The following is a 24,188-nucleotide window of genomic DNA, read 5'->3' as shown; positions in this document are numbered from 1 at the left end:
TCTACTCCCCACCCACCAGAAATTTATTGTTATCGAGATCTCGCTTGAGACGAGGGTAGTAAATACCATTGATCGCAAACCGTGGCGCAGCGCCACTGTTTCCCGGACGGCGGATAATTAAGCCATCACGGATGAGTTTCTGAACCTGAGTTTGAGTTGCACTCTCTCCCTCCCCTAAAGTCAGACACAAGTTAGGCAAAGAGATGGAACCATGTAATATTAAGGAAAACAGCAAAAAGCGATCGCTTTTAGTCAAACTGGGCAATTCTGGTATGCTAGGGCGATCGACCAACCAAGGTTGATCAGGATTTTCTCGCGTCTGGTTTTCCCCTTCTTCCTCCTCTTCCTCTTCTGGCGGCGGGGAAATACCCAAAGAATTTAGCCAAGCCTCAGCAGCGATCGCACGATTACCCTCAGACACATCTTCTAGCTGCTCAAAATATCGTTTTTCCTCACTACAACACCAGTTTTCCTGGGGTTCTTCTTCCTCACCCTCGGATTTTTCACGCCATTGTATATCTACCGTTTCCCATACGGGAGTTAACCATTCCTTGAGTTCGATCGCACTGAGAGGCGGAATTGATGTTTTCACACCGACCAAATTTCCCAGTTGACAAACTCGATCTAAATATAGCCAAGTCCAATGGTTACAACCAATCAGCCAAAACCTTGAGCGATCGCTAAAAATCGCATCTCCTAGCCTTTCAATTCCCTGCAAACCATCCACACAACGCAAAAAACACCAACTCAAATCAGGAATTACCACCAGCGATCGCTCACCCTGACTTGGCTGCAAAATACTCTCTTCTAGTTGTGATATAATAGTATAATTCTTAGCTCGCTCTGACCAAGGCAGCCATTGGCGAGTCAAACCCTCAATCGGTTCTGAGGAACTCAAAGTATCCCAAAACACGGTCGATATAGCTTCTACTGGACTCGCCAAAACCACCATAGCATTATCACATTCTGCCCCCTCCGACCAGGAATTAATCGCTTTTGACAATTGTGCGCGCAATAACTCCTGGTGAGGTAATGGTGTCTTCAACTCAGCCACAGCTTGTTTGAGGCGTAATAAATTGGTAGGTGGAATTGGGTCAAGTTCTATTCCCTTCAATTTGTCCCCCAACTCGTCAGCCTGCGCTTTAATTTTTTGATGTGCGCTGGGAAACCAAGCCCCAAACTGTTTAAAAATTTGAGCGATCGCCATTAGGAGTAGTTTAGTAAATCGGGAACAGACTAATAGACAAGGAAAAGACAATTGACAATCATCAATCATCAATTGTCCCTCCCGAATTTTCCATCAACTCCTAACGCATTTGCATAACGATCACCGATCGCGCTTCAGTTAGGATAGGTTGATTACCAGAGTAATAGGGTCCTTCTGGCAGCAATAAAGATTCTTTGGTATCAATAATAACTTGCCAATGTCGAGCCTGTAAACCTTCTGGTAACAAAAATTCGATTTCCTCATAGTGAGCATTAAATAATAGTATAAAGCTATCATCCATCACCCGTTCACCCTGGGGACCACGGGCGGGAATTTCCTCACCATTAAGAAAAACAGCGATCGCCTTAGCATATCCAGCATTCCATTGTTCCTCAGTCATTTCGCCGCCGTCTGGATTAAACCAGCCCAGATCATTAACCCCAGATCCGTGAATAGCTTGTCCTTGAAACCACTTACGGCGGCGGAAAATAGGATGTTGGCGACGGAAATAAATCAACTGGCGGGTAAAATCCAAAAGAGTCGCATTAGACTTAGGTAGATCCCAATCTAGCCAAGAAATCTCATTATCTTGACAGTAGGCATTATTATTCCCTTTTTGAGTGCGTCCCAACTCATCACCACTCACCATCATGGGCACTCCTTGGGATAACATTAATGTCACCAAGAAATTACGGCGTTGGCGGTTTCGCAACTCCAAAATATCAGGATCATCTGTTTCGCCTTCTTCCCCACAATTCCAAGATCGGTTATGGCTTTCCCCGTCGTTGTTATCCTCCCCATTCTCTTCGTTGTGTTTTTCGTTGTAACTCACCAAGTCATTGAGAGTAAATCCATCATGGGCGGTAACAAAATTAATACTAGCGTGGGGTTGTCGTCCATTATCCTCGTACAGGTCAGAACTCCCAGTTAACCGATAAGCAAATTCCGCCAAAGAACTATCCTCACCGCGCCAGAAGTCCCTGACTGTATCCCTATATTTGCCATTCCATTCAGACCATAACAGGGGGAATTTACCCACCTGATAGCCACCTTCTCCCACGTCCCAAGGTTCGGCGATCAACTTCACATTAGAAAGCACCGGATCTTGGTGGATAATATCAAAAAAGGCGGCGAGACTATTGACCTCATAGAGTTCTCGCGCCAAAGCGGAGGCCAAGTCAAAGCGGAAGCCATCAACGTGCATTTCCAAAACCCAATAGCGGAGGCTATCCATAATCAGTTTCAGAACTTGGGGGTGGCTAACATTGAGGGAATTACCGCAGCCAGTAAAGTCCATATAATAGCGGCGATCGTCTTCCACTAACCGATAATAACTAGCATTATCAATCCCCCGCAGGGATAGAGTAGGACCGCAATGGTTGCCTTCTCCGGTGTGGTTATAGACAACATCTAAGATGACCTCGATACCCCCAGCATGGAGGGCTTTTACCATTTCCTTAAATTCCCGGACTTGGTTGCCAGGGGTGGGGTCAGCACTATAGTTATACTGTGGCGCAAAATAGCCAATTGAGTCATAACCCCAATAATTTCTTAACCCCTTATCTACCAAGTGTCCCGGTTGAGATAGGAAATGATGAACAGGCATCAATTCGACTGCTGTAATTCCTAGGGATTGTAAATAGGCGATCGCCGCCGGATGTCCCAAACCCGCATAAGTTCCCCGTAACTCTTCCGGGATATCCGGGTGTAGTTTGGTAAATCCCCGCACGTGCATTTCATAAATAATTGTCTCATGTTGGGGAATATCCAGGGGCTGATCATCTTCCCAGTCGAAGGACTCATCTACAACCACTGCTTTCGGCACTAAATGAGCATCATCCAATTCCGAATAGCCTAAATCTAATTCGGGATCTTCCCATCGATAGCCAAAAATCTCCTCACCATAACCAATTTCACCATCCAAGGCTTTGGCATAGGGATCAATCAGCAGTTTATGAGGATTAAAACGATGCCCTTCATTCGGTGCAAAAGGACCATGCACCCGGAAACCATATCGTTGACCGGGGGCTATTCCCGGTACATAACCATGCCAGACAAAGTTTTCTACTTCGGTTAGGGGAATGCGAGTCTCTTGGTCTTTACTATCAAATAAGCACAGTTCAACTGCTGTGGCATTTTCACTGAATAATGCAAAGTTAGTCCCTTTACCGTCCCAGGTAGCACCATTAGTCTTAGCATTACCCGGCCAAATAGGTATATACATCGTGAAAAATTCCTGTTGTGAATGATTAATTAGCTTCATCACCCACTTGGGGCGGAAATTTTAACCAGATCCATTCTCCCTCAACTTGAGCGATCGCACCACCAGGAAAAGGATCACTTTGCGATCGGTTTGGGGCAGAAATTAAGCGGGTCAGCTTTTCAATTTGTTCAAAGTTAGTCCCTTTTCTCAGTACCTCCTCTAAAAGCCTTCTCATCACCCGACGTTGCAGGGCTAAGGGGGCTGATTTTAATTGGTGGCGATTTACTCTATAGCCATTATTACACGGTGCAGATGCTATAGCCACCCTATATAATTCATCCGCTTGTTGTTCCAAATATTCTACATCAGCCCGCAATAATTCCGCCGTTTGGGCTAGGGCTTGTTCAACCTTGGGGTTAAACTTATTTTCCAACTCTGGTATCAGTTGATGTCGAATACGGTTTCTAGCATAACTTACATCTGTATTAGTGCTATCTTCCCAAATTGGCAAATCTCGCTGTTGACAAAATTCTCCCGTTTCCTTACGAGTTATCTCTAGTAAAGGACGCACTAATATTGGCTTTGTTTCTGTCTCCCTCCCGAATATAGGACGACTCCACACCAAAGAACTTAATCCATCGGCACCACTACCACGAATTAGATTATATAATAACGTCTCCGCCCGATCGCTTTTCGTATGACCTGTTACTACATAACCATAATTATCAGTTTGGGCAATTTCCCCCAACACTTGATAACGCCACTCCCGCGCCGCCGCTTCTGTTTTTGGGATCTGTGGGGCTGTTAATCGGTAACAGGGGACTTGCCAAATTTTCCCCAACTGTTCTATATAATCAGCATTAGCTACCGAGTCGCGCCGCCACTGATGATCACAATGAGCGATCGCAATTCGCCAATTCCATTTCCCTTGCAAGTCTAATAATAGTCTGATTAAACACATCGAATCTTGACCCCCAGACACAGCCACCAACAGGTCCTCTCCAGACGGTAAAAGATTTCTGCTTCTCAGAGATATATGTACCTTAGCATGAACATCAGTCCAGGGTGTTTGACTAGCCATCAACCGAACCACGAACCCGCACCAATTGGTTTACTCCCCTGTCAACTATACCCCGAATGTTGTAGGATTTCTAGGAATTGCTAAACGCTCATATATACCCAATGGATATTTTACCAGGAAAATCTGGCAGCGTCAGGGTTGATGATAGGTCAGACCAGCACACCAGCTTCACCGTTTCCGTAGTCGTACCTGTTTATAACGAATTGGAAAGTTTACCGACTATCATCAGTTCTATTCACCAGAGTTTCACCGATGCGGCGATCGCCTATGAATTAATTTGCATCGATGATGGTTCTACAGACGGTTCCGCCGAATTACTCAAACAACAGGTTTTAACCAATCCTCACCTACGGGTAATTATCCTCCGTCGCAACTACGGTCAAACTCCCGCTATGTCTGCCGGTTTTAACCACGCCAAAGGTCAAGTCATTGTCACCCTAGACGGAGACCTACAAAATGATCCCGCTGATATCCCCCATTTATTAACAGAATTATCTAAGGGTTACGACGTAGTAAGTGGCTGGCGCAAACATCGTCAAGATGACTTCTTAACTCGCCTACTTCCCTCCAAAATTGCCAACTGGTTAATCGGTAAAATTACCGGAGTCCAACTTCATGATTATGGCTGTTCTCTCAAAGCCTATCGTTCCGAAGTCGTCCATGATCTGAAACTCTATGGAGAATTACACCGCTTTTTACCCGTTTTGGCTTTTATCGAAGGCGCGCGAGTCACTGAATTACCTGTGCGACATCATCCTCGCCGCTATGGTCGCAGTAAGTACGGTTTAGGTCGCACCTTTCGCGTATTAATGGATTTATTTACCATTGCTTTCATCAAAACCTTTCTCACCCGACCTATGCACGTTTTTGGGCTGCTGGGTTTTGTGCTTTTACTATTTGGTATCACCGCCGGAGGGTATCTCAGTTTCCTTCGCTTAGTATTGGGCGCTAGTATCGGACACAGACCTCTATTAATGTTGGCTGTTTTGCTCACATTAACTGGTATTCAATTATTGTGTTTTGGACTATTGGCTGAGTTACTTATGCGGACCTATCATGAGTCTCAGGATCGCCCTATTTATCGAGTACGAGAGTTAATTGAGTCCCCTGATAGTCCTACTTTGGGTCGGCCTGACCTATAACACCATCATAGCCCCTATCCTTGCCAAAACCTCTATACACAAAAAGTTGATTTTGTCAATACCAGGCTGCGGGGCTAGGGTTAATTTACCCCAAAACCCGTGCATCGGCTAACTCCAATTTACCCCAAAAACTTACCCAAAATCACGAGATAATCATGGTTCTAGCCGATATTTTGCGAATTTTGCATAATAACCCCTGGATTATTATTCCCCTAAAACTACCAGAACCCCCATTCTCTCGTCAAGTATTGAGAATAATTTGTCATAAATTTTGCAACAATTATTAACAATTTTTTGAATATCAAAATTATTCGGGGAACAATATTTGTATCACTTATCTAAATCGGGGAATTTTCGAGAATTTTTCAGCAGCCAGTTGACAGATTTAACCACAACCTGATAAGCTGATGCTATGATGGTTCCTTTTCTTAATGCCAAAATTGATGATTTGGCTATAGCCGGAGGGCGGGTTGATTAATACTCTCACCCCCAGATGTAGTTAATACTGAAACCCTGGGTTAAGGGCGGGTTGATTAATACTCTCACCCCCAGATGCAGTTAACGGTGGAACCCGCCCCTACATGACCTCCCTATTAACTATTAATAAAGACGGGGAAAATTTTACACATCATGTATTGTGGGTGAGTGTGGGGAGAGCGATCGCAGTTAACTTCTGTGGTAGGTTGATCGCTAATATCTTGTGGGGGATGAATGCAAATAGCAACTTGTCCGACACCTCCCATGAGGTCAGCCACACGGTCGATAATAGTATCAATTTGATGGAGAAGTCGATCGCCAATTAACACAGAGGGAGCAATAATAAAAAAGGTTTTGACTCCCGTTGGACTCGGAGCCATACCTAAGCGACATTCGGTTAAAATATCCTGAATTGACTGGTGTAGAGAGTTAGGGAAGCGTTGAATCAGAGTTTGATAAAAGGACTGACTGAGAGAGCGATCGTCAAATATGGGTTGAGATAACATATTAGATTCTTCGATATCAACTTCAATAAATGAACTTTGACTAGCTTAACATTTACTTACGGACTGCCGAAATGTATTTCAGACAAAAAGGGAGGCTGGGGATTTGTCCCCAGCCCTCTCCCATGGAAACTAGCCCTTTAAACACTAACAACAGATTGGCGATCGCCCACCTGATTAGCGTTGGGTTCTAGGGAAGATTGTAGGCGGTTGAGAGCATTAATGTAGGCCTGAGCAGAAGCTACGATAATATCCGTATTAGCAGCATGACCAGAAAAGACTCGTCCTTGATAGCGTAAGCGAATAGTAACCTCTCCGATCGCATCAATTCCCGCAGTTACTGACTGTACAGAAAACTCAATCAACTCATTAGGAACATTAACCACGCGGTTAATAGCTTTATAAACCGCATCCACCGGACCAGTTCCCGTAGCCGCGTCAGTCAACTCTTGGCCTTGAGGAGTTCTGAGGGTAACAGTCGCAGTCGGACGAGCATTATTTCCACAGGATACCTGTACTAACTCCAGGCGGAACAATTCCGGGGTTTGTTGAATTTCATCATTAACGATCGCTTCAATATCCCAGTTAGTGACTTCTTTTTTCTTGTCAGCCACATCTTTAAATCGGACAAAAGCCTTATTAATCTCATCATCAGACAGGTCAAAACCCAACTCCTGTAGACGATTTTGGAAGGCATGGCGGCCGGAATGTTTACCTAAGACAATCAGGTTATCATTCAATCCAATGGATTGAGCATCCATGATTTCATAGGTTAGCTTATTTTTGAGAACCCCATCTTGGTGAATTCCCGACTCGTGAGCGAAGGCATTAGCACCGACAATGGCCTTATTAGGTTGTACTAACATCCCCGTTAGGTTAGATACCAAACGGGAAGTTTTGTAAATCTCACGGGTATTAATATTGGTGATGGGAGCTTCTGAGTCAGCCGGACGACCAAAGAAGGGGTTAAAGAATTGTCGGCGCACATGGAGGGCCATAACTAGCTCTTCTAGGGCTGCATTTCCGGCGCGTTCTCCGATACCATTAATGGTGCATTCGAGTTGTCGTGCGCCATTTTTAACGGCTTCTAGGAAGTTGGCCACCGCCAACCCTAGGTCGTTGTGACCGTGGACGGAAATGATGGCTTGATCAATATTGGGGACGTTTTCCTTAATTCCGCGAATTAAACCTCCAAATTCTGAGGGGGTGGTGTAGCCAACGGTATCGGGAATATTAACTGTTGTCGCACCAGCCGCGATCGCTCTTTCTAAAACTTGATAGAGAAATTCGGGGTCAGACCGTCCAGCGTCCTCTGGAGAAAATTCGATATCCTGACATAACGATTTAGCATAGGCTACCATCTCGCTGGTGATGTCTAGGACTTCCTGGCGAGTTTTTTTGAGTTTGTATTTCAGGTGAATATCAGAGGTAGCAATAAAAGTATGAATGCGGGGATGAGCCGCCGGTTTCAGAGCCTTAGCCGCCGCTTCAATATCAGCTTTGACAGACCGAGCGAGACTACATATAATCGGACCGTTTTCGGTTCCTACGGTTTCCGCAATGCGTTGTACAGCTTCAAAGTCTCCGCTACTGGCGATCGCAAACCCGGCTTCAATAACATCTACCCCTAAACGCGCTAGTTGTCGAGCGATTACTAGCTTTTCATCAACGTTTAAGGTGGCTCCTGGGCATTGTTCTCCGTCCCGTAGGGTAGTATCAAAAATAATTACCCGATCTGGGTGAGGTTGAATGGTCATTGGTGTAAATCCTCCCATAGTCAACAGTTTAACTTAATAGTCGATTTTCTCAATCTGGTCTCGGATGTCGTTAAGATCTATATAGCGATCGGTAGCGTTGCGTAGTTCCCTCGCAATCATTCCTTCTGTGGAAACTACGGTGATATGAGTATTTTTAGAACGTAGCAACTCAATAGCTCGCTCAAAATCACCATCTCCGCTAAACAACACTACGCGATCGTATTGATCTACCGTATTAAACATATCGACCACAATTTCAATGTCCAGATTTGCCTTTTGAGAATACCTACCTGAACTATCATCATAGTATTCTTTTAAGATTTTGGTGCGGACTGTATATCCTAGGCTAATCAAGGCATCCCGAAACCCCCTTTGGTCTTGAGGGTCTTTGAGTCCCGTGTACCAGAAAGCATTAATAAAAATCAGATCGGCTTGTTCATGTTTAAAATAGTCCAAAACCCTTCGGGGATCAAAAAACCAGCCGTTTTTTTGTTGAGCGTAGAACATATTGTTACCGTCCACAAAAATAGATAGACGGTTTCTCAAGTTAGGCATACAAACTAAAGACCTAATATTTGTAGTAAAGAATTTAAACTAGATACTTTATCTTAGCACGTGAATACTCACTAAGTTTAACCCGAATTTATGACAAAATTGATATGTCATATCAGAGCCTATAATCCAACCTATGCCTAGGTTTTACTATCCTCCAATAGGCTAACAAAACCCTAATTTTCGAGTTGTCAGAACCATATAAAAATATCATATTGGCTGTTCAATATCCTAATTTCACGATAGTTTCACCTGAGTTTCACCTTTGATTATATTAGCTGCAATTGAAATCACTACTAGCCGATCTTACCCTCCTTTCAATGGCGGTTATGATCTTCAGGAGTTTAGTTAAAGCCAGACCAACAGCGAGCCACAGTAGTATCTTACTGCTAAAGTTAGTCAGCGAGCCATCAAGGTCTAAGATATAGCCAGTGCGACCGAGTGATTTCTGTGGTAGGTAATAATGCCATACTGGACTGATGACTGGACACCACAAACGCCACTAACTGACGAAATACCTAACTGGTACATTCGTAGCATGGGCGGCGCTTTGGCTGAAACTGACTAATAGTAGTGTTTTCTGGTCTCAATTTAAAATATAGAAGTCCGATTATGACCCTCATAATAGTATACAGTGTTGTGTGCTTTCCTGGCGCGGGCGATCGCCCTACTAAGCAGAAAACCCCTACATTTCTTGACTCTCCAAAGCCCAGCGAGCTAGTTCGGTGCGGTTATGAAGTCCAGTTTTACCTAACATATTACTGATATGGCTTTCAATAGTCCGCTGGCTGACTTCCATAATTTTGGAGATTTCCCGGTTTCCCTTTCCCTTGGCTACCAACTCAACCACCTTTAACTCAGTTGGGGTCAACTCCACCCCCTCGCGAACTCTAATTTTTTGCGAGGCTTCGATTACGGATTTACGATATCGGGTCAGGCGTTCAGTTTGTCGCAGAGATGACTCTACCTGAGCCATTAGTTCTTCTGGATCAAAAGGCTTGACCATATACACATCAGCCCCGGTATTGAGGCCTTTAACCCGGTCTTCGCTTTGTCCTTTCGCAGATAGGAAAATTACCGAAATCCAACCAAATTGGGCATTTTCCCGGATTAGCTTGACTAGGGTATAGCCATCCATCTCCGGCATCATAATGTCACAAATTATTAATTCTGGCACTTCCTCTTCCAGTTTTTCGAGGGCTTTTTGACCATTTTCGGCAATGGTGACTTGATATCCTCGCAATTCCAGATAATCGCTGATCAAAATCACGAGGTTAGGATCATCGTCTACTAGCATAAGTCGCCTTGGTTCCGGTGCGACAGTATTTTCGTTCATCTGACTGTTCCGTTGGAGATCTGATCTAGTTGGGGTACTGTTAACAATTCAGTCAAACTTTTTAGGTGTTTTTACCTATAAAATCCGACAATTCAACCACTATAGTTAGAATGGGATTCCTGACCCGATAATCATGATCAAGTTGATGATTCTAATTCCGATAAACTTAATGGGTGGGTGAGAAAGGCGTACTCCTCCACCACCCTAGACCCGATTAGGTGTTCTTGAATAATTCGTTCAATCACTTCGGGAGTGGCGGATCTGTACCAAACACCATCTGGATATACTACTAAAATTGGCCCTTGACAACACACCCGCAAACAATTGGCTTTGGTTCTAAATATACAACCGGGATGGTCCGCTGTGGGACGGTCTAGGTTTAGTTCTTTGAGCCGATTTTTGAGATAATTCCAAGATTCGATACTGGCTGGCTTCGAGCAGCATTTCGGGTTGGTTTGGTCAGCGCATAGGAATATGTGACGTTGAATTTGCGATAAACCTAGGTTCTTAACCGTGACTGCTAGAGACCCTCCCTCGCAATACTCGGGGTTGTTAGTTTCCGGTTCTGGGTTTTGGGGATGTTCAATCATAAAGTTACGGATAATATGCTTGGATAATGATACCTGAGACCCAATCATCCATTATACCGAAGACACGGGAAACATTGGCAAGTTCACACTCACCCATAAGTTTTTGGCTATTTTCACTTTTCACTACCGGATCGGTTCGGAAACCCGTACAGTTGATGCTGTTGCGATCGCCTTACTCGATTAGGTAAATTAGCACTCAGAGGTTGAGAGTGCTAAAAACATCAGATGGACATCCGACCGAGATGGGCAAACTTGAGACAGTTTCCCTAAGTGGGGTCTAAATGCTGTTAACTCTCAGCACAGTGTTTGAAAATAGGAGGTAATTGAATGGCTGCTGTCTCTCTTAGTGTTTCTACGGTTAAACCCCTTGGCGAGCGTGTGTTCGTTAAGGTCAGTGCTTCAGAAGAAAAAACTGCAGGCGGAATTCTGCTGCCGGACACCGCTAAAGAAAAACCCCAGGTTGGCGAAATCGTAGCCGCTGGACCGGGACGACGCAATGATGATGGCTCCCGCTGCGAAATGGAAGTCAAAGTCGGCGACAAAGTTCTGTATTCCAAATACGCCGGAACTGATATCAAACTCGGCGGCGATGAATACGTCCTGTTGGCTGAAAAAGACATCCTGGCGATCGTCAACTAAACCGATAACTAATCATTATCCCACATTTTGACTCTTCTGTGGGTCGCTAGCGTGTCAAAACTGATTGACAGTCCTTTGTAGTATCCGAATAGCAACTGAAATAGGAACCTATGGCAAAACGTATTATATACAACGAAAATGCTCGTCGCGCCCTCGAACGTGGTATGGACATCTTGGCTGAGTCCGTAGCCGTTACTCTCGGACCCAAAGGCCGTAACGTAGTCCTAGAAAAGAAATTTGGCGCACCCCAAATCGTTAACGACGGGGTGACGATCGCCAAAGAAATCGAACTCGAAGATAACATTGAGAATACTGGTGTAGCCCTGATTCGTCAAGCGGCTTCTAAAACCAATGATGCGGCGGGAGATGGAACCACCACTGCAACGGTTCTAGCTCATGCCATGGTTAAAGAAGGACTGCGGAACGTAGCAGCCGGAGCTAACCCCATTGAACTGAAACGGGGAATTGATAAGGCGACAGCTTTCTTGGTAGACAGAATTGCTGAACACGCTCGCCCTGTGGAAGATTCTAAAGCGATCGCTCAAGTTGGTACCATCTCTGCTGGTAACGACGAAGAAGTTGGTCAGATGATCGCTGAAGCCATGGACAAAGTGGGTAAAGAGGGTGTGATTTCCCTCGAAGAAGGTAAGTCCATGACTACCGAACTGGAAATCACCGAAGGTATGCGCTTTGATAAGGGCTATATCTCCCCTTACTTCGCTACCGATACCGAGCGCATGGAAGCTATCCTCGATGAGCCTTATATCCTGCTCACCGATAAGAAAATTACCTTGGTTCAGGATTTAGTTCCGGTTCTCGAACAAGTAGCGCGCGCTAGTCGTCCTCTGTTAATTATTGCTGAGGATATCGAAAAAGAAGCTCTGGCTACCCTGGTGGTTAACCGCCTGCGGGGTGTGCTGAATGTGGCTGCTGTTAAGGCTCCTGGTTTTGGCGATCGCCGCAAAGCCATGTTAGAAGATATTGCAGTTCTCACCGGTGGTCAAGTCATCACTGAGGATGCTGGTCTGAAACTGGAAAGCACCAAGATTGATATGCTTGGTAAAGCTCGCCGCATCACCATCACCAAAGACAACACCACCATTGTCGCTGAAGGTAACGAAGCTGGTGTTAAAGCTCGTTGTGAGCAGCTACGCCGTCAAATGGAAGAAACCGAGTCTTCCTATGACAAAGAGAAACTACAAGAGCGTCTGGCTAAATTGGCTGGTGGCGTAGCAGTTATCAAAGTTGGTGCTGCTACTGAAACCGAAATGAAGGATCGCAAACTGCGCCTGGAAGATGCCATCAACGCCACCAAAGCTGCTGTTGAGGAAGGAATTGTTCCCGGCGGTGGTACAACTCTCGCTCACTTGGCTCCCCAGGTGGAAGAGTGGGCAAGTAGCAATCAATTGACTGGTGAGGCTCTCACTGGTGCTATGATTGTGGCTCGCGCTCTGTTGTCTCCCCTGAAACGGATCGCTGAAAATGCCGGCGAAAATGGCGCTGTGGTTGCTGAACGGGTGAAAGAAAAATCCTTTGATGTGGGCTACAATGCAGCTAATGGCGAATATGTCAATATGTTCGAGGCTGGTATTGTTGACCCCGCTAAAGTGACTCGTTCTGCTCTCCAAAATGCCGCTTCTATCGCTGGCATGGTGTTAACTACCGAGTGTATCGTCGCTGACAAGCCAGAACCCAAAGACAACGCGGCTCCCGCAGGCGCTGGCATGGGTGGCGACTTCGACTACTAAGATTTAAGTTAGGATATCGGTTAAGGTTTCGGGCTGCCTTTGGGTTGGCCCCCCTTAATCAAAAACCAGGGACTCCGATACTATCGGGGTCTTTTTTTGTCTCTGGCCACCTTAATTGATAATTAATACTTTTAGTTATGCACTCTATTATTGATTATTGATAATAAATTTAAGCCAATATCTAAGGTTATTTGGCTAAAAGTCCTGATATATATGGCTTATAGCTATTCGTAACAAAACTTAACTTGCATTTTATTGAAAGTTATTTACAATAAGGCTTAACAGCTTATTGAGATACTTATGCAATAAGCTGGGAAGATGTATAACGTTGTAGCACTATGCAGACTTACGAAAATCCAACCGTAAAATATGACTGGTGGGCGGGTAATGCGCGCTTTGCTAACCTGTCTGGGCTATTTATTGCCGCCCACGTTGCTCAATCAGCCTTAATTGCATTTTGGGCTGGAGCCTTTACCCTGTTTGAGGTTTCCTGGTTCGACCCCACCCTACCCATGGGAGAACAAGGGCTAATTCTGCTACCTCACCTAGCCACCCTGGGATTAGGTGTCGGGGATGGTGGACAAGTGGTAGATACTTACCCTTTCTTTGTGGTGGGAGCCGTTCATTTAATCTCCTCAGCGGTATTAGGTGCGGGAGCCCTATTTCACACCTTCAAAGCACCCGAAGATTTAAAAACCGCCCAGGGTCAAGCCCAGAAATTTCATTTTGATTGGGAAGACCCAAAACAGTTGGGCTTAATTTTAGGGCATCACTTACTGTTTTTAGGTATGGGAGCCTTATTGCTAGTCGCCAAAGCTATGTATTTTGGCGGACTGTATGATGCAGCCACTCAAACCGTCCGTCTGGTAACAGAACCTACCCTTAACCCCGCAACTATCTATGGCTATCAAACCCATTTTGCCACTATCGATAATCTTGAAGATTTGGTTGGGGGTCATATTTATGTAGGGGTGATGCTCATCGCTGGCGGTGTTTGGCATATCTTAGTTCCCCCCCTCAAATGGGCGAAAAAAGTCCTGATTTTTTCAGGAGAAGCTATCCTGTCTTATTCCTTGGGTGGCATTGCTTTAGCGGGTTTTGTGGCGGCTTATTTCTGCGCGGTCAATACTTTGGCTTATCCTGTGGAGTTCTACGGTCCGCCTCTGGATATTAAACTCGGAATTGCGCCTTACTTTGCAGATACAACAGTCCTACCAATGGGCGCTCATACCCCCCGCTGTTGGTTAGCTAATGCTCATTTCTTCTTAGCATTCTTCTTCCTCCAAGGACATCTTTGGCACGCTCTGAGAGCCTTGGGATTTGATTTTCGTCGGGTTGAACGAGCTTTAAACTCTATCGAAGTTTAAGTCTGAGCAAGTCCCCCTAGACGGGTGGGTGGGTCAATTTCATCTCTGGATATCTATTGACTCATCCACTACTCGATTAGAGATGATTTCCCCCCTGGTATCATATCCTTTCGCCAATGGAAATAGGTTAAATGAATTGTCCTTGTTGTTCGGGAGAATTACTGCTACATTGTAGCCATCATGGCTTATATTGGCAATGCCAAAATTGTCGCCTGACTTTGCCAGCTTCAGAAACTCTTGACCGACTCTTATTTGAGGCTAGTTATTCGGAAAAGCACTCCCCGACCTGCCCTCATTAATCGATACAATTGCCCGGAAATATCATTAGGAGAAATTCATGGCTGTCTTACATGATGCAGTGTGGTTAAATGTCAGTCCTGCTTTCCAAGAGTTTAACCAACCCTGCTTAAATTTTTTGTCTCAATCTGCTTATCTTAGCCAATATAAGTATTATCTGAGTCTGGATGAACCGCTGTCATTTAATACGCCATTAATTTGGCTCCATAACTATCTCAAAAATTGTGATTATCCTGTGCATTTAATTGGACATGGTATGAGTGGATTGTTGGGGTTATTATATGCTCGTCAACATCCAGAAATGGTGCGATCGCTTACTTTAATTTCTGTGGGGTTTTATCCGTCTGTTGATTGGCAGGCTCATTATTATGTACAACGACAACTTCTCAATTGTAGTCAACAAAAACTGTTAACTCAAACAGTTTATAACCTCTTTGGTTTTCAATGTCCTCCCATTACTAAAAAATTGATTGGTATTTTGAAAGAGGATATGATTAGTTCCCTGTCTCCCCATACTTTATATAAACGGGTCAGTTTTTCTCCTGGTGGTGTCCCGGTTCCTTTGCTGGTATGTGGAGGCGAACATGATGTGGTTATTGACCAGAATTTATGGCAGGGGTGGTCAAGGGTTTTTAAACCATGCGATCGCCTTTGGCAATGTCCAAATGGTCGCTATTTTTGCCATTATTTTGACCCCCAAAAAGTCGGTGAGACTATTGTTAATTTTTGGGATAATCTCCTGAAATCTTCAGATGTTATCTGCCCCGCCGATTCTCTTATTTATGACTGAATAACATAATCGACTAATTTTCCTTAGAATGCCTGAACTGATTACAGTTACAGCAAAGATTGTGCTGACAAAATTCACCTCAATTTTACCCAGGAGATAATCATGACTGAACCCGCATTAACACCAATTAACTATTTGCCCATTAATCCCATATTTCCATTGTTTATATTCATGACATTGATGGGATTTATTTGCTCGTGTATTGTCGCGATAAAAGATGGATTAAAAAATGTAAAAAAACTCCATGATATTCCCTGTAGTCGCTGCGCTTTTTTTACGGGAGACTATCGCTTAAAATGTACCGTTCATCCCTGTAAAGCCTTATCAGAAGAAGCAATTAATTGTAGAGATTTTGAATTAAACACCGGTCCGGCGCGGAACCGACCACCTTTAGAAAAATAACATACCAGCATAGTCGGGTGTTGAGGATTTTTGGCGATCGCCCCTGACTTGACTCTAACTCTAGGGAAATGGGCATTGAGCCTCAATTCCCTTTTTTGCTGTCATAACGGCAGCTTGGGGAATTTTTGAGGAAATCTTAAAACTGTGGTATCGTCCCGAATTATTAAGGATTGTAAATTTTGAGTGCTGACAATGCCAGTGAAGGCATATAATTAACCCTTGGCGAAAAATCAGAGACCGGGAGAAATAGGTTAAACCAAAATCTAATGATCCATACTTTACATGATCAGGGATAACTACCACCTAAATACAAGTTCGTTTATTGTATTAGATACGGAAGGAAAAAACAGCTTAACCGAAGTGGCGCTGGTGGATAATCAGGGAGCAATTTGCTATCAAGCATTTGTTGCCAAAAACCATCCAGAACCGACATTTAGGCTGAACATTGCCACACTGCTAGATATAGTTAAACAAGTCGATAATCTGTGCCATAATCAAGTAATAATCTGCCATCATGCTGAACATGATCAAAGGATATTAGAGCGCAGTTTTGAACAAGTAGCAATTCCCTATCCTAATTATCAATTTATCTGTACCTGTAAGTTAGCCAAACAGCAGTTACCAAACCTTCCCGACTATGGATTAAGTTATTTATGTAAAACCTTAGACCTGCGATTAAATGGCGATCGCTTTGATGATCGCTATGCTCACCGTGCTAGTTATGATGCACAATTTACTTACAAACTTTATCGTTATTTAAACCCATTAAAATCACCCAAAATGTCTGAAAATATTGCCCAACTATACCAGAATACCCCTAATCCTTTCAGCAGTATCCGAGTTAATACACCCTTTGAATATCACCCGGACTATGCTGATATTTACAGCCATCAATTTGACACACTGAAAGCCGTAATTCATGAAATCAAAGAATCCCCCAACCATCAAAGCCAAGGAGCCATAGTTTTGGGAGGACCGGGTTCTGGTAAAACCCATTTAATGATGCGACTGGCTCAACAAGTCCTGAAGACAAACCGCCTATTTTTTATCCGCCACCCGACTAATGCTGAGGCGGTGAACTACCATACATATACGAGAATCCTAGAATCATTTTCGGAAGAAATTACCCAGAAGAAGCTGACGCAACTCGAACAGTTTTTTGCGAAAAGTTTTGTCAATATCCTGAGCCAAACTGACTGGGTAAATAGCGAAAAAGGTAGACTAATGATCGCTAAACTACAGGATGATAACCTATCGCTATATGAACGGGTAGGACAACCGGGAACAGACCGCTATCGCAAAAATTGGGATGCGATAGAAAATAAAATTTTAGGGTGGTGGCGGGCTAAATATGGACTCTCCACGGACTACAGTTCCCAAGTCTTAATAGGGATTATACGGTTCTGTAGGTATACGGAAGTTAACCGAAAAAACCTAGTGCGCTATTGGTTATCTGGGAATGGAGATGCTGACTTCTCGGAAGAATTAAACCAGGTGGGATTAAAACCCTGGGGGGAAGATTTTAACCGGGAAGAATTTGCCCTAGAAGCTATCAAAACCCTAGGTCAACTGTCCCTATTAGATGAACCGCTGATTTTAATTTTTGACCAACTGGAGTCCCTATTTGAAGCACGTCACCAATCAACCTTAGAAAGTTTCGGTTCGACGGTGAAGGAAATTTTAACCCACGTTCCGAATAGCTTAATTATTCTGAATTTCTTTCCTGACCGTTGGGAGCGTTTTCAAGAACAATTTGATGGTTCAGTGATAGACCGTGTTTCTCAGTCTGTGGTGACATTGGGAAGACCATCTAAAGCACAACTGCATCAATTACTCAAAACTCTCTGTCAACTGAAAATTGAAACTAATTCCCCCCACGCTACGGTTGATATTGAAGTGCTGTTTACGAAAAAGGAACTCACAGAAATTGTCAATCAACCCTCAATTCGCGCAGTTATCAAACGTGCTTCTGACTACTTCCGCCATAAGGTGCAGGGTGTTCCCCTACCGCCAATTATTGCACCCCGGAAGGCTATCACAGTGGAGGCGGTGCAGTTTAAACAGCAATTACAAGGACTTTATCAAGCGGTACAAGAGGTGATTAAAACGTTCGATAATCTGACTCTATCTCCCCCGGAACAGCAACTACCGGAAACGGAGGAACTGGAATTAGATTTGGAGGATTTGCCTGAAGAAGAGAGACAGGAAAAGGCGACGGAAGGGCGACCTATAGAGCCGGAAATTGCCATAAAAGCTGATGCGGAATCGGAAAAATTGGTCGATTGGCAATTATATGAATATTGGCAGAACCTGTTAAACCAATGGGAAAAGGACTATGATAAACCTCGCGTTATCAGTGAGACGGATGATGTGGGTAAACTAATGGCGATTGTTTCGGCATTTAATAACCGATATCCGCTGAAGGTTGAACAACTGTCATTTGGACAGCGAAAAATACCAGAGCATTTGTGTATTAAAACAGGTCAACAAACTTATGTGCTGGCATTTTTGCATGGTTCAGGGAGTGCGTTTACTGGGAGAATTAAAAATTTTAATCGATTGGCTCTTGCTCATAAAAAAATGCGGTTTCGGTTAATGCGGGATGCTGTGGAACCGCCGATAAGGGGAGATGTTGGTCTGCGAGAAATTCAGATACTTGATGCGGTTAACCATGGGGAATATGTGATTATGGATAGGAGCGATCGCATTTGTTTTGAGTGTATATATCAAGCGATTATTGATTGGGAAAATCGCGAGTTTGCTGTAGGGATAACTCTGGAAGATATAGTTGATTTTTTGTCGATGAAACTGCCAGATTATTGGTTGATTAAGTGCCTGAGTTAATGGTAGAATGGGGGAAGCGATCGCCCCACTTCCTGAAAAAATGGTCGGACCAGTGGCGCGGCGGGGGGTGGGTATCAATGACAAACAGCAAGGGGTCTGAATTAGCACGCTATGCGATCGCCCCAATATGAGACAATAGAAAACGGTATACCGGAAACTAGAGAAACAATTGTGAGTCCAACAGCCGTCACAACTGATACAGCCAAAATATCCCAAACCAGCCGTCGCGCCGTTTTTCCCTTTACGGCGATCGTTGGTCAAGAAGAAATGAAATTAGCCCTGCTGCTGAACGTGATTGACCCCAAGATCGGCGGCGTAATGATTATGGGCGATCGAGGTACAGGTAAATCGACCACCATTCGCGCCCTAGCTGACCTGCTACCAGAAATAGAGGTCATAGCCGACGACCCCTTTAACAGTCACCCCAGCGATCCTGAACTGATGAGTGATGGGGTCCGAGAACGCATGAGTTTATCCGAAGCCATCCCGGTGACCCGTCGCAAGGTACAAATGATCGACCTACCCCTAGGGGCGACAGAAGATCGGGTTTGTGGAACCATTGACATTGAAAAAGCGTTGGCTGAAGGGGTAAAAGCCTTTGAACCGGGACTATTAGCCAAAGCCAATAGGGGTATCCTCTACGTTGACGAGGTAAACCTTCTCGACGATCACCTAGTCGATGTCCTACTAGACTCCGCCGCCAGTGGTTGGAATACGGTGGAAAGAGAAGGCATTTCTATCCGCCACCCGGCGCGTTTTGTCCTGGTGGGTTCAGGAAACCCAGAAGAAGGGGAATTGCGACCCCAATTATTAGACCGTTTTGGAATGCACGCGGAAATTCGCACGGTGAAAGAACCTAGTCTGCGAGTCAAAATTGTGGAACAGCGGACAGCCTTTGACCAAAACCCGCCGGAGTTCTTAGGAGAGTATCAACTATCCCAGGAAGAACTACAACGGCGCATAGTAGAAGCCCAAGAGAGACTATCGGGGATTAATATTGATTATGATCTGCGGGTGAAAATCTCTCAGGTCTGCTCAGAATTAGATGTAGATGGACTGCGGGGAGATATTGTCACTAACAGGGCGGCGAAGGCTTTAGCTGCGTTTGAAGGGGCTACAGAGGTCACTGTTGACCATATTGGTCGGGTGATTACTTTGTGTCTGCGCCACCGACTACGGAAAGATCCATTGGAGTCTATTGATTCTGGAAACAAAGTCCAGAAGGTGTTTCGCCAAGTGTTTGGATTACCCGAACCGGATCAAAATTAGTTAACAACATCACAGGCAAAGCTGCCTGTGTTACCGTATCGGGTTATGGTGGTTCGGATTATGGGGTTGGACCCCGGTCTAGCAACTTTGGGGTTTGGGATTATTGAATGTCACACTTGCGAAGAAGCTAGGGGAGGGTCTTTGTTCTCGGTGATGGACTTTGGGGCGATTCAAACTGAGGCTAATCAACCCCTGGGCGATCGCCTACAAACTATTTATGCTGACCTCCATACCCTACTCGAACAATGGCAACCGGATCTTGTCGGTGTCGAAAAATTGTTTTTTTACCGCATGGGAAATACGATCGCAGTTGCTCAAGCTAGGGGGGTTTTGCTGTTGGTTTTGGCTCAACGACACCTTCCTATATTTGAGTTTACCCCGGCTCAGATTAAACAGGCATTAACCGGATATGGTAATGCTAAGAAATATCAGGTGCAAGAGGCAGTAGCCAGGGAGTTAAACTTACAGGCGATACCTCAACCGGATGATGCGGCGGATGCTTTGGCGATCGCTTTGGCGACTTGGTTTGATCATGATCGGGTTTCCGATTCAATTTTAAGCTGATTGATAATCTATGTCTAATCTCATTCTGACTTCTCAAGAAATTGCTCAATTTCGTTCCCAATTGGCTGAATATTCCTCGGCATTACAAGCCTTAGATATGATTGAAGACTGCGAGGGTGATATCGAAGATGCCGCGATTTCTATGGCGATTAATGTCGGTCAATCTCCCACTACATCGGAAAATTGGCTTGATGGTTTAGCCAAGCGCCACCGAGTTACTATCTGTGAACCTAGCTATCAAGAGGATTTATTACAGTCCAATATAGCCCCGATAGTCGCTCATTTAATTTACCAAAATCAATGCCCGCCACTACTGGTCACTCCCGTGGTTATTTATGTGTTAAAAACTGGGGTTGAACAATTTTGTGAGCCTTTAAAATACAAAAAAATTTAACTGATAAATACTGACCGTAGAGCCTTAACCCTACGGTCTTTGGGCGTGTTGGTCTACTGATTGGCGCGGGCATCTTGAACCGCTGCCCAAAATAGTAGCACTGATAGGGGTATACTCAAGGCTAGAATCACCCCTGTGATTAATCCCCCTAATTCCGGTTCCCCAGAGGAAAGTTCAAAAATTGAACCAACGGCGGCGATCGCTGTAATACACGATCCGGCTAATAATAAACCACTTTTTGGCGTTCCAACCATGATCAGTTTTGACCCCACATTATTTAACTTGTTGAGTGTAATCGTGCTATTTAACCGGCTTGACTGCTTTCGGAGAAAACTTATATTTAGCCAATTCCTCATTCAGGGCTAATTGATTGTCAACGCGATCGACAAATAACACCCCCTGTAGGTGATCGATTTCATGTTGAATGGCTCGACAAAGTAACTCCGTAGCCAATATGCTCCGAGGACGGCCGTTTTCATCCTTAAAGGTAACTTCTACCTCTTCTGGGCGGACTACATCCATATAAACCCCTGGAATACTTAAACATCCTTCCTGGAAAGGTGATAACTCGCGGCTTGACTTTTTGATGGTGGGGTTAATCAACACTAGGGGGGGAGTCGCTGCATTATCAGGTTCGCAGTCAATCACGATTACCTGTTTGTGTACCCCTACTTGGGGAGCGGCTAAACCAATACCATCGGCACTATACATGGTTTGTAACATCTCCCGCACCAGTTGCCGAATTTCATCGTCAATGCGCGAAACCCGTTTGGCTGGCTGTCGCAAAACGCGATCGCCCAAATAGTGAATATCCAGGGGGGGTTTTTCTAACTTTTGCTTTTCCACCAGAACTTGAGACGTCATGAAATCCTTACTCGCTTTCGTTAACACTTATTCATATTTGATTTTAGATCGCAATCGGGGTTTGGGAGAGCGATCGCTACATATTGGATCTCAGTATCCTGGCTAAGATTCTCAATCACCCCCAATAATTAAATTTTTGCTAAGTTTTCCTGTATTTGAGCCAAATCGGTTTACGTTTAAGTCTTTTATGGCGATAATTGACTCTGGATCAAAAAATCCACCAGCTTGCGGCTGATGGATAACTCACCTATTCGTAGCATCTCAGTTGTTAATGTATCAGTTCCCGACTATTTTGACATCACCTGACCGGGTGATATTCGGTAACTAGATATCCTCAAAACAGGGGGGATATTCTTGCTCCACCATTTGCTAGGGGGTTTCACAGTGTACCTCCTCCTGTTTTTAGCCTCGTGGGTGAACTTTCACAGCTTGACCTAGAGAGTAGACAATTCAGATTCTGGCTGGAGTCCCCATTGACTGCATCTCTGTAATTCTCCATCCTAGGTAATAAGCTAAAAATCTTCCTCAACTCATTCTCAGGAGATTAAGACATGGCATCTCTCACCTATTTTGCTCACCTAAGACAAAAAAGCGATCTAATCAACAGCCCCACCTGTGCATACCCCAACAACCCATCACCCGTTGAACATAAGCAGCAAAACTCCCTTAACTACGTCCCTAGTAGCCAAGAACTTAAACGGTTTATTGGTTGTAAAGCTGGCGAGGTGATCAAGCAGATGAGGGTTTGGGGTTATCACCAAGTTACCCTCAACATTCCCAAAAACTTGATATCAGTTAAGACAGACCAAGGTTCGATCAATTTCCAGCTTTTGTCCTATGACACGATTATTGCTAATGTCAATTGCGATCGATACTAATTATTTCGAGGACATCTGACGCGCCATATCCCTAAACATATTCATGTTGGGACCGGGACGACGACGGGTCGCTGTGGACTTGGGAAGTAAGTAGTCTGTAGCAAATGTCATACCCTCCGGGGTTTTGTTCATACCACCATTTAGGGGCGCAGACGATGGGGCTACCTTAGCCACAGCAGCCGGGGCTGGGGTGGCAGGTACATCCGCTTTTGCTGCTTCTGGGGATTTCTTCGCTACAGATTTCTTCGTTTTTTCTGGCTTGTCAGCTTTGGGGGCTTCAGCTTTGGGGGCTTCAGCTTTGGGGGCTTCTACTTTGGGGGCTTCAGCTTTGGGGGCGACAGTTGGACTCGGTTCTGCGGTGGTTCCCTTAGCCTCATCAAACTCTAAAAAATAATCAGATTTTTGACCACGCCCAAACAGTTTACCAATGGCTAACATTAAACCTACTCCGTTCAGTTTTTATAAAATTGACACTCATTGCCTAACAAGTTAAATTTCAGATTAAAATTATCTGCAAGGTTTGTCCACAATTGTTTACAAAATTTTACAAAAATCCCATCAAGTGAGGGTAATTTGTGACAATAAGAGGCAAAATTGAGATAATTGTTTACACTTATTCACAAATTCTCATAATTTCCACATGAAGAACAATCAAGCCCTTAATCCGGTTTTACTGATTCATGGTATTTTCGACACGATCGCCATTTTCCAAGTGATGTCTAGGCATCTGAGACAAAAAGGCTGGGAGGTTCATAGCTTCAACCTGTGTCCCAATTACGGATTAAGTGGCATAGAATGCCTAGCAGAGCAAATTGTCGAATATGCTGATCAAAACTTTGCCCCCAATCAACCCTTTGACCTGGTAGGTTTTAGTATGGGGGGAATTGTCAGTCGCTACTATGTACAGAAGCTAGGGGGAATTGAACGAGTCCAAAGATTAATTACCATTTCGTCCCCCCATAACGGAACGATGACAGCTAACCTCTATCCAACCCAAGCGGCGGCGCAAATGCGCGCCAACAGCCCCCTACTGTTAGATTTGAATAACAATATAGGAATGCTCGATCGCCTCAATTTTACCTCAATCTGGACTAGATTTGATCTGATGATTGTTCCGGCGAACAGTTCACACCTAAATTTGGGCGAGGAAATTATCCTTGATGTGCCACTACACGCTTGGATGGTTAAAGATGCCAATTGTATCGCAGCAGTGGAGAAGGCTTTGAGAACTGCTGCTCTATAAAACTTAAACAAAACCGGACATAGCCGGATATTGATGTTTAT

At 44.4% G+C, this 24,188-nt stretch carries 24 protein-coding genes; 13 read left to right on the top strand and 11 right to left on the bottom strand.

Going from position 1 to position 24,188, the window contains the following annotated elements; genetic code table 11:
* Position 1 precedes the first annotated feature (1 nt).
* From P5683_RS03950 to tilS, 3 genes are read right to left on the bottom strand one after another with little or no spacing between them, the layout of a single operon-like run.
* On the bottom strand, positions 2 to 1,276 hold the full coding sequence (locus P5683_RS03950) for a MarR family transcriptional regulator (protein WP_315641772.1): 1,275 nt from the start codon (positions 1,274 to 1,276) through the stop codon (positions 2 to 4).
* 31 nt (positions 1,277 to 1,307) lie between these two features.
* Entirely contained in the window at positions 1,308 to 3,431 is a 2,124-nt protein-coding gene (glgX, locus tag P5683_RS03945) for a glycogen debranching protein GlgX (protein ID WP_008056456.1), read from the bottom strand.
* A 25-nt stretch (positions 3,432 to 3,456) separates the two neighbouring features.
* The gene (tilS, locus tag P5683_RS03940; RefSeq protein WP_315669418.1) at positions 3,457 to 4,491 is read right to left on the bottom strand and encodes a tRNA lysidine(34) synthetase TilS; all 1,035 of its coding nucleotides are present in this window, start codon (positions 4,489 to 4,491) and stop codon (positions 3,457 to 3,459) included.
* A gap of 101 nt (positions 4,492 to 4,592) precedes the next feature.
* Between tilS and P5683_RS03935 the strand changes: the two genes are divergently transcribed.
* The gene (locus tag P5683_RS03935; RefSeq protein ID WP_006622395.1) at positions 4,593 to 5,633 is read left to right on the top strand and encodes a glycosyltransferase family 2 protein; all 1,041 of its coding nucleotides are present in this window, start codon (positions 4,593 to 4,595) and stop codon (positions 5,631 to 5,633) included.
* 593 nt (positions 5,634 to 6,226) lie between these two features.
* Here the strand turns inward: P5683_RS03935 and P5683_RS03930 are convergent.
* The 5 genes from P5683_RS03930 to P5683_RS03910 form a co-directional block, all read right to left on the bottom strand.
* Positions 6,227 to 6,616: a hypothetical protein gene (locus tag P5683_RS03930; RefSeq protein ID WP_006622398.1), complete on the bottom strand. Its 390-nt coding sequence runs from the start codon at positions 6,614 to 6,616 to the stop codon at positions 6,227 to 6,229.
* A 137-nt stretch (positions 6,617 to 6,753) separates the two neighbouring features.
* Entirely contained in the window at positions 6,754 to 8,370 is a 1,617-nt protein-coding gene (locus tag P5683_RS03925) for a 2-isopropylmalate synthase (RefSeq protein ID WP_006622399.1), read from the bottom strand.
* Positions 8,371 to 8,403: 33 nt separating this feature from the next.
* Complete coding sequence (locus P5683_RS03920) at positions 8,404 to 8,925, bottom strand: NYN domain-containing protein (RefSeq protein ID WP_006618367.1); 522 nt, start codon at positions 8,923 to 8,925, stop codon at positions 8,404 to 8,406.
* Positions 8,926 to 9,607: 682 nt separating this feature from the next.
* Positions 9,608 to 10,258: a response regulator transcription factor gene (locus P5683_RS03915; protein WP_315639172.1), complete on the bottom strand. Its 651-nt coding sequence runs from the start codon at positions 10,256 to 10,258 to the stop codon at positions 9,608 to 9,610.
* 137 nt (positions 10,259 to 10,395) lie between these two features.
* Complete coding sequence (locus tag P5683_RS03910) at positions 10,396 to 10,848, bottom strand: ferredoxin (RefSeq protein ID WP_187757975.1); 453 nt, start codon at positions 10,846 to 10,848, stop codon at positions 10,396 to 10,398.
* A gap of 327 nt (positions 10,849 to 11,175) precedes the next feature.
* Here P5683_RS03910 and groES point away from each other — a divergent pair, with 327 nt between their 5' ends.
* The 10 genes from groES (at position 11,176) to P5683_RS03860 (ending at position 21,162) form a co-directional block, all read left to right on the top strand.
* Positions 11,176 to 11,487, top strand: coding sequence for a co-chaperone GroES (gene groES / locus P5683_RS03905; protein WP_006618364.1), 312 nt, complete (start codon positions 11,176 to 11,178; stop codon positions 11,485 to 11,487).
* A 110-nt stretch (positions 11,488 to 11,597) separates the two neighbouring features.
* A complete protein-coding gene (gene groL / locus P5683_RS03900) occupies positions 11,598 to 13,235 on the top strand; it encodes a chaperonin GroEL (protein ID WP_006622402.1) in 1,638 nt (545 codons plus the stop codon).
* Between the two features lie 338 nt (positions 13,236 to 13,573).
* Positions 13,574 to 14,602 (top strand): chlorophyll a/b binding light-harvesting protein, encoded by a 1,029-nt coding sequence (locus P5683_RS03895; RefSeq protein ID WP_006622403.1) that lies wholly within the window; start codon positions 13,574 to 13,576, stop codon positions 14,600 to 14,602.
* Between the two features lie 131 nt (positions 14,603 to 14,733).
* Complete coding sequence (locus tag P5683_RS03890) at positions 14,734 to 14,901, top strand: hypothetical protein (RefSeq protein ID WP_164468737.1); 168 nt, start codon at positions 14,734 to 14,736, stop codon at positions 14,899 to 14,901.
* A 38-nt stretch (positions 14,902 to 14,939) separates the two neighbouring features.
* Positions 14,940 to 15,689, top strand: a complete 750-nt coding sequence (locus tag P5683_RS03885) for an alpha/beta hydrolase (RefSeq protein WP_315639179.1) — start codon at positions 14,940 to 14,942, stop codon at positions 15,687 to 15,689.
* Between the two features lie 102 nt (positions 15,690 to 15,791).
* The gene (locus tag P5683_RS03880; RefSeq protein WP_108615153.1) at positions 15,792 to 16,091 is read left to right on the top strand and encodes a hypothetical protein; all 300 of its coding nucleotides are present in this window, start codon (positions 15,792 to 15,794) and stop codon (positions 16,089 to 16,091) included.
* 282 nt (positions 16,092 to 16,373) lie between these two features.
* Positions 16,374 to 18,935 (top strand): exonuclease domain-containing protein, encoded by a 2,562-nt coding sequence (locus P5683_RS03875; protein WP_315639182.1) that lies wholly within the window; start codon positions 16,374 to 16,376, stop codon positions 18,933 to 18,935.
* Between the two features lie 111 nt (positions 18,936 to 19,046).
* A complete protein-coding gene (gene bchI / locus P5683_RS03870) occupies positions 19,047 to 20,204 on the top strand; it encodes a magnesium chelatase ATPase subunit I (protein WP_006670057.1) in 1,158 nt (385 codons plus the stop codon).
* A 45-nt stretch (positions 20,205 to 20,249) separates the two neighbouring features.
* Positions 20,250 to 20,768, top strand: coding sequence for a crossover junction endodeoxyribonuclease RuvC (gene ruvC / locus P5683_RS03865; RefSeq protein WP_006622409.1), 519 nt, complete (start codon positions 20,250 to 20,252; stop codon positions 20,766 to 20,768).
* 10 nt (positions 20,769 to 20,778) lie between these two features.
* A complete protein-coding gene (locus tag P5683_RS03860; RefSeq protein WP_006622410.1) occupies positions 20,779 to 21,162 on the top strand; it encodes a hypothetical protein in 384 nt (127 codons plus the stop codon).
* A 53-nt stretch (positions 21,163 to 21,215) separates the two neighbouring features.
* On the opposite strand, the gene P5683_RS03855 is transcribed toward P5683_RS03860, so the two are convergent.
* A complete protein-coding gene (locus P5683_RS03855; protein ID WP_006622411.1) occupies positions 21,216 to 21,416 on the bottom strand; it encodes a hypothetical protein in 201 nt (66 codons plus the stop codon).
* Positions 21,417 to 21,462: 46 nt separating this feature from the next.
* Positions 21,463 to 22,026 carry a peptide deformylase gene (gene def / locus P5683_RS03850; protein WP_006670056.1) on the bottom strand — a complete coding sequence of 188 codons (564 nt, stop codon included), beginning with the start codon at positions 22,024 to 22,026 and terminating at the stop codon, positions 21,463 to 21,465.
* A 551-nt stretch (positions 22,027 to 22,577) separates the two neighbouring features.
* Between def and P5683_RS03845 the strand changes: the two genes are divergently transcribed.
* Positions 22,578 to 22,904: a hypothetical protein gene (locus P5683_RS03845; RefSeq protein ID WP_006622414.1), complete on the top strand. Its 327-nt coding sequence runs from the start codon at positions 22,578 to 22,580 to the stop codon at positions 22,902 to 22,904.
* On the opposite strand, the gene P5683_RS03840 is transcribed toward P5683_RS03845, so the two are convergent.
* Positions 22,905 to 23,342 (bottom strand): hypothetical protein, encoded by a 438-nt coding sequence (locus tag P5683_RS03840; RefSeq protein ID WP_006622415.1) that lies wholly within the window; start codon positions 23,340 to 23,342, stop codon positions 22,905 to 22,907.
* A 202-nt stretch (positions 23,343 to 23,544) separates the two neighbouring features.
* Here P5683_RS03840 and P5683_RS03835 point away from each other — a divergent pair, with 202 nt between their 5' ends.
* On the top strand, positions 23,545 to 24,147 hold the full coding sequence (locus tag P5683_RS03835; RefSeq protein WP_006622416.1) for a triacylglycerol lipase: 603 nt from the start codon (positions 23,545 to 23,547) through the stop codon (positions 24,145 to 24,147).
* Positions 24,148 to 24,188: the final 41 nt, after the last annotated feature.

The organism is Limnospira sp. PMC 1279.21 (assembly GCF_032349615.1).
Taxonomy (GTDB): Bacteria; Cyanobacteriota; Cyanobacteriia; order Cyanobacteriales; family Microcoleaceae; genus Limnospira; species Limnospira fusiformis.
The sequence above is the reverse complement of the archived record's forward strand: the minus strand, read 5'-3'. Positions and strand labels throughout refer to the sequence as shown.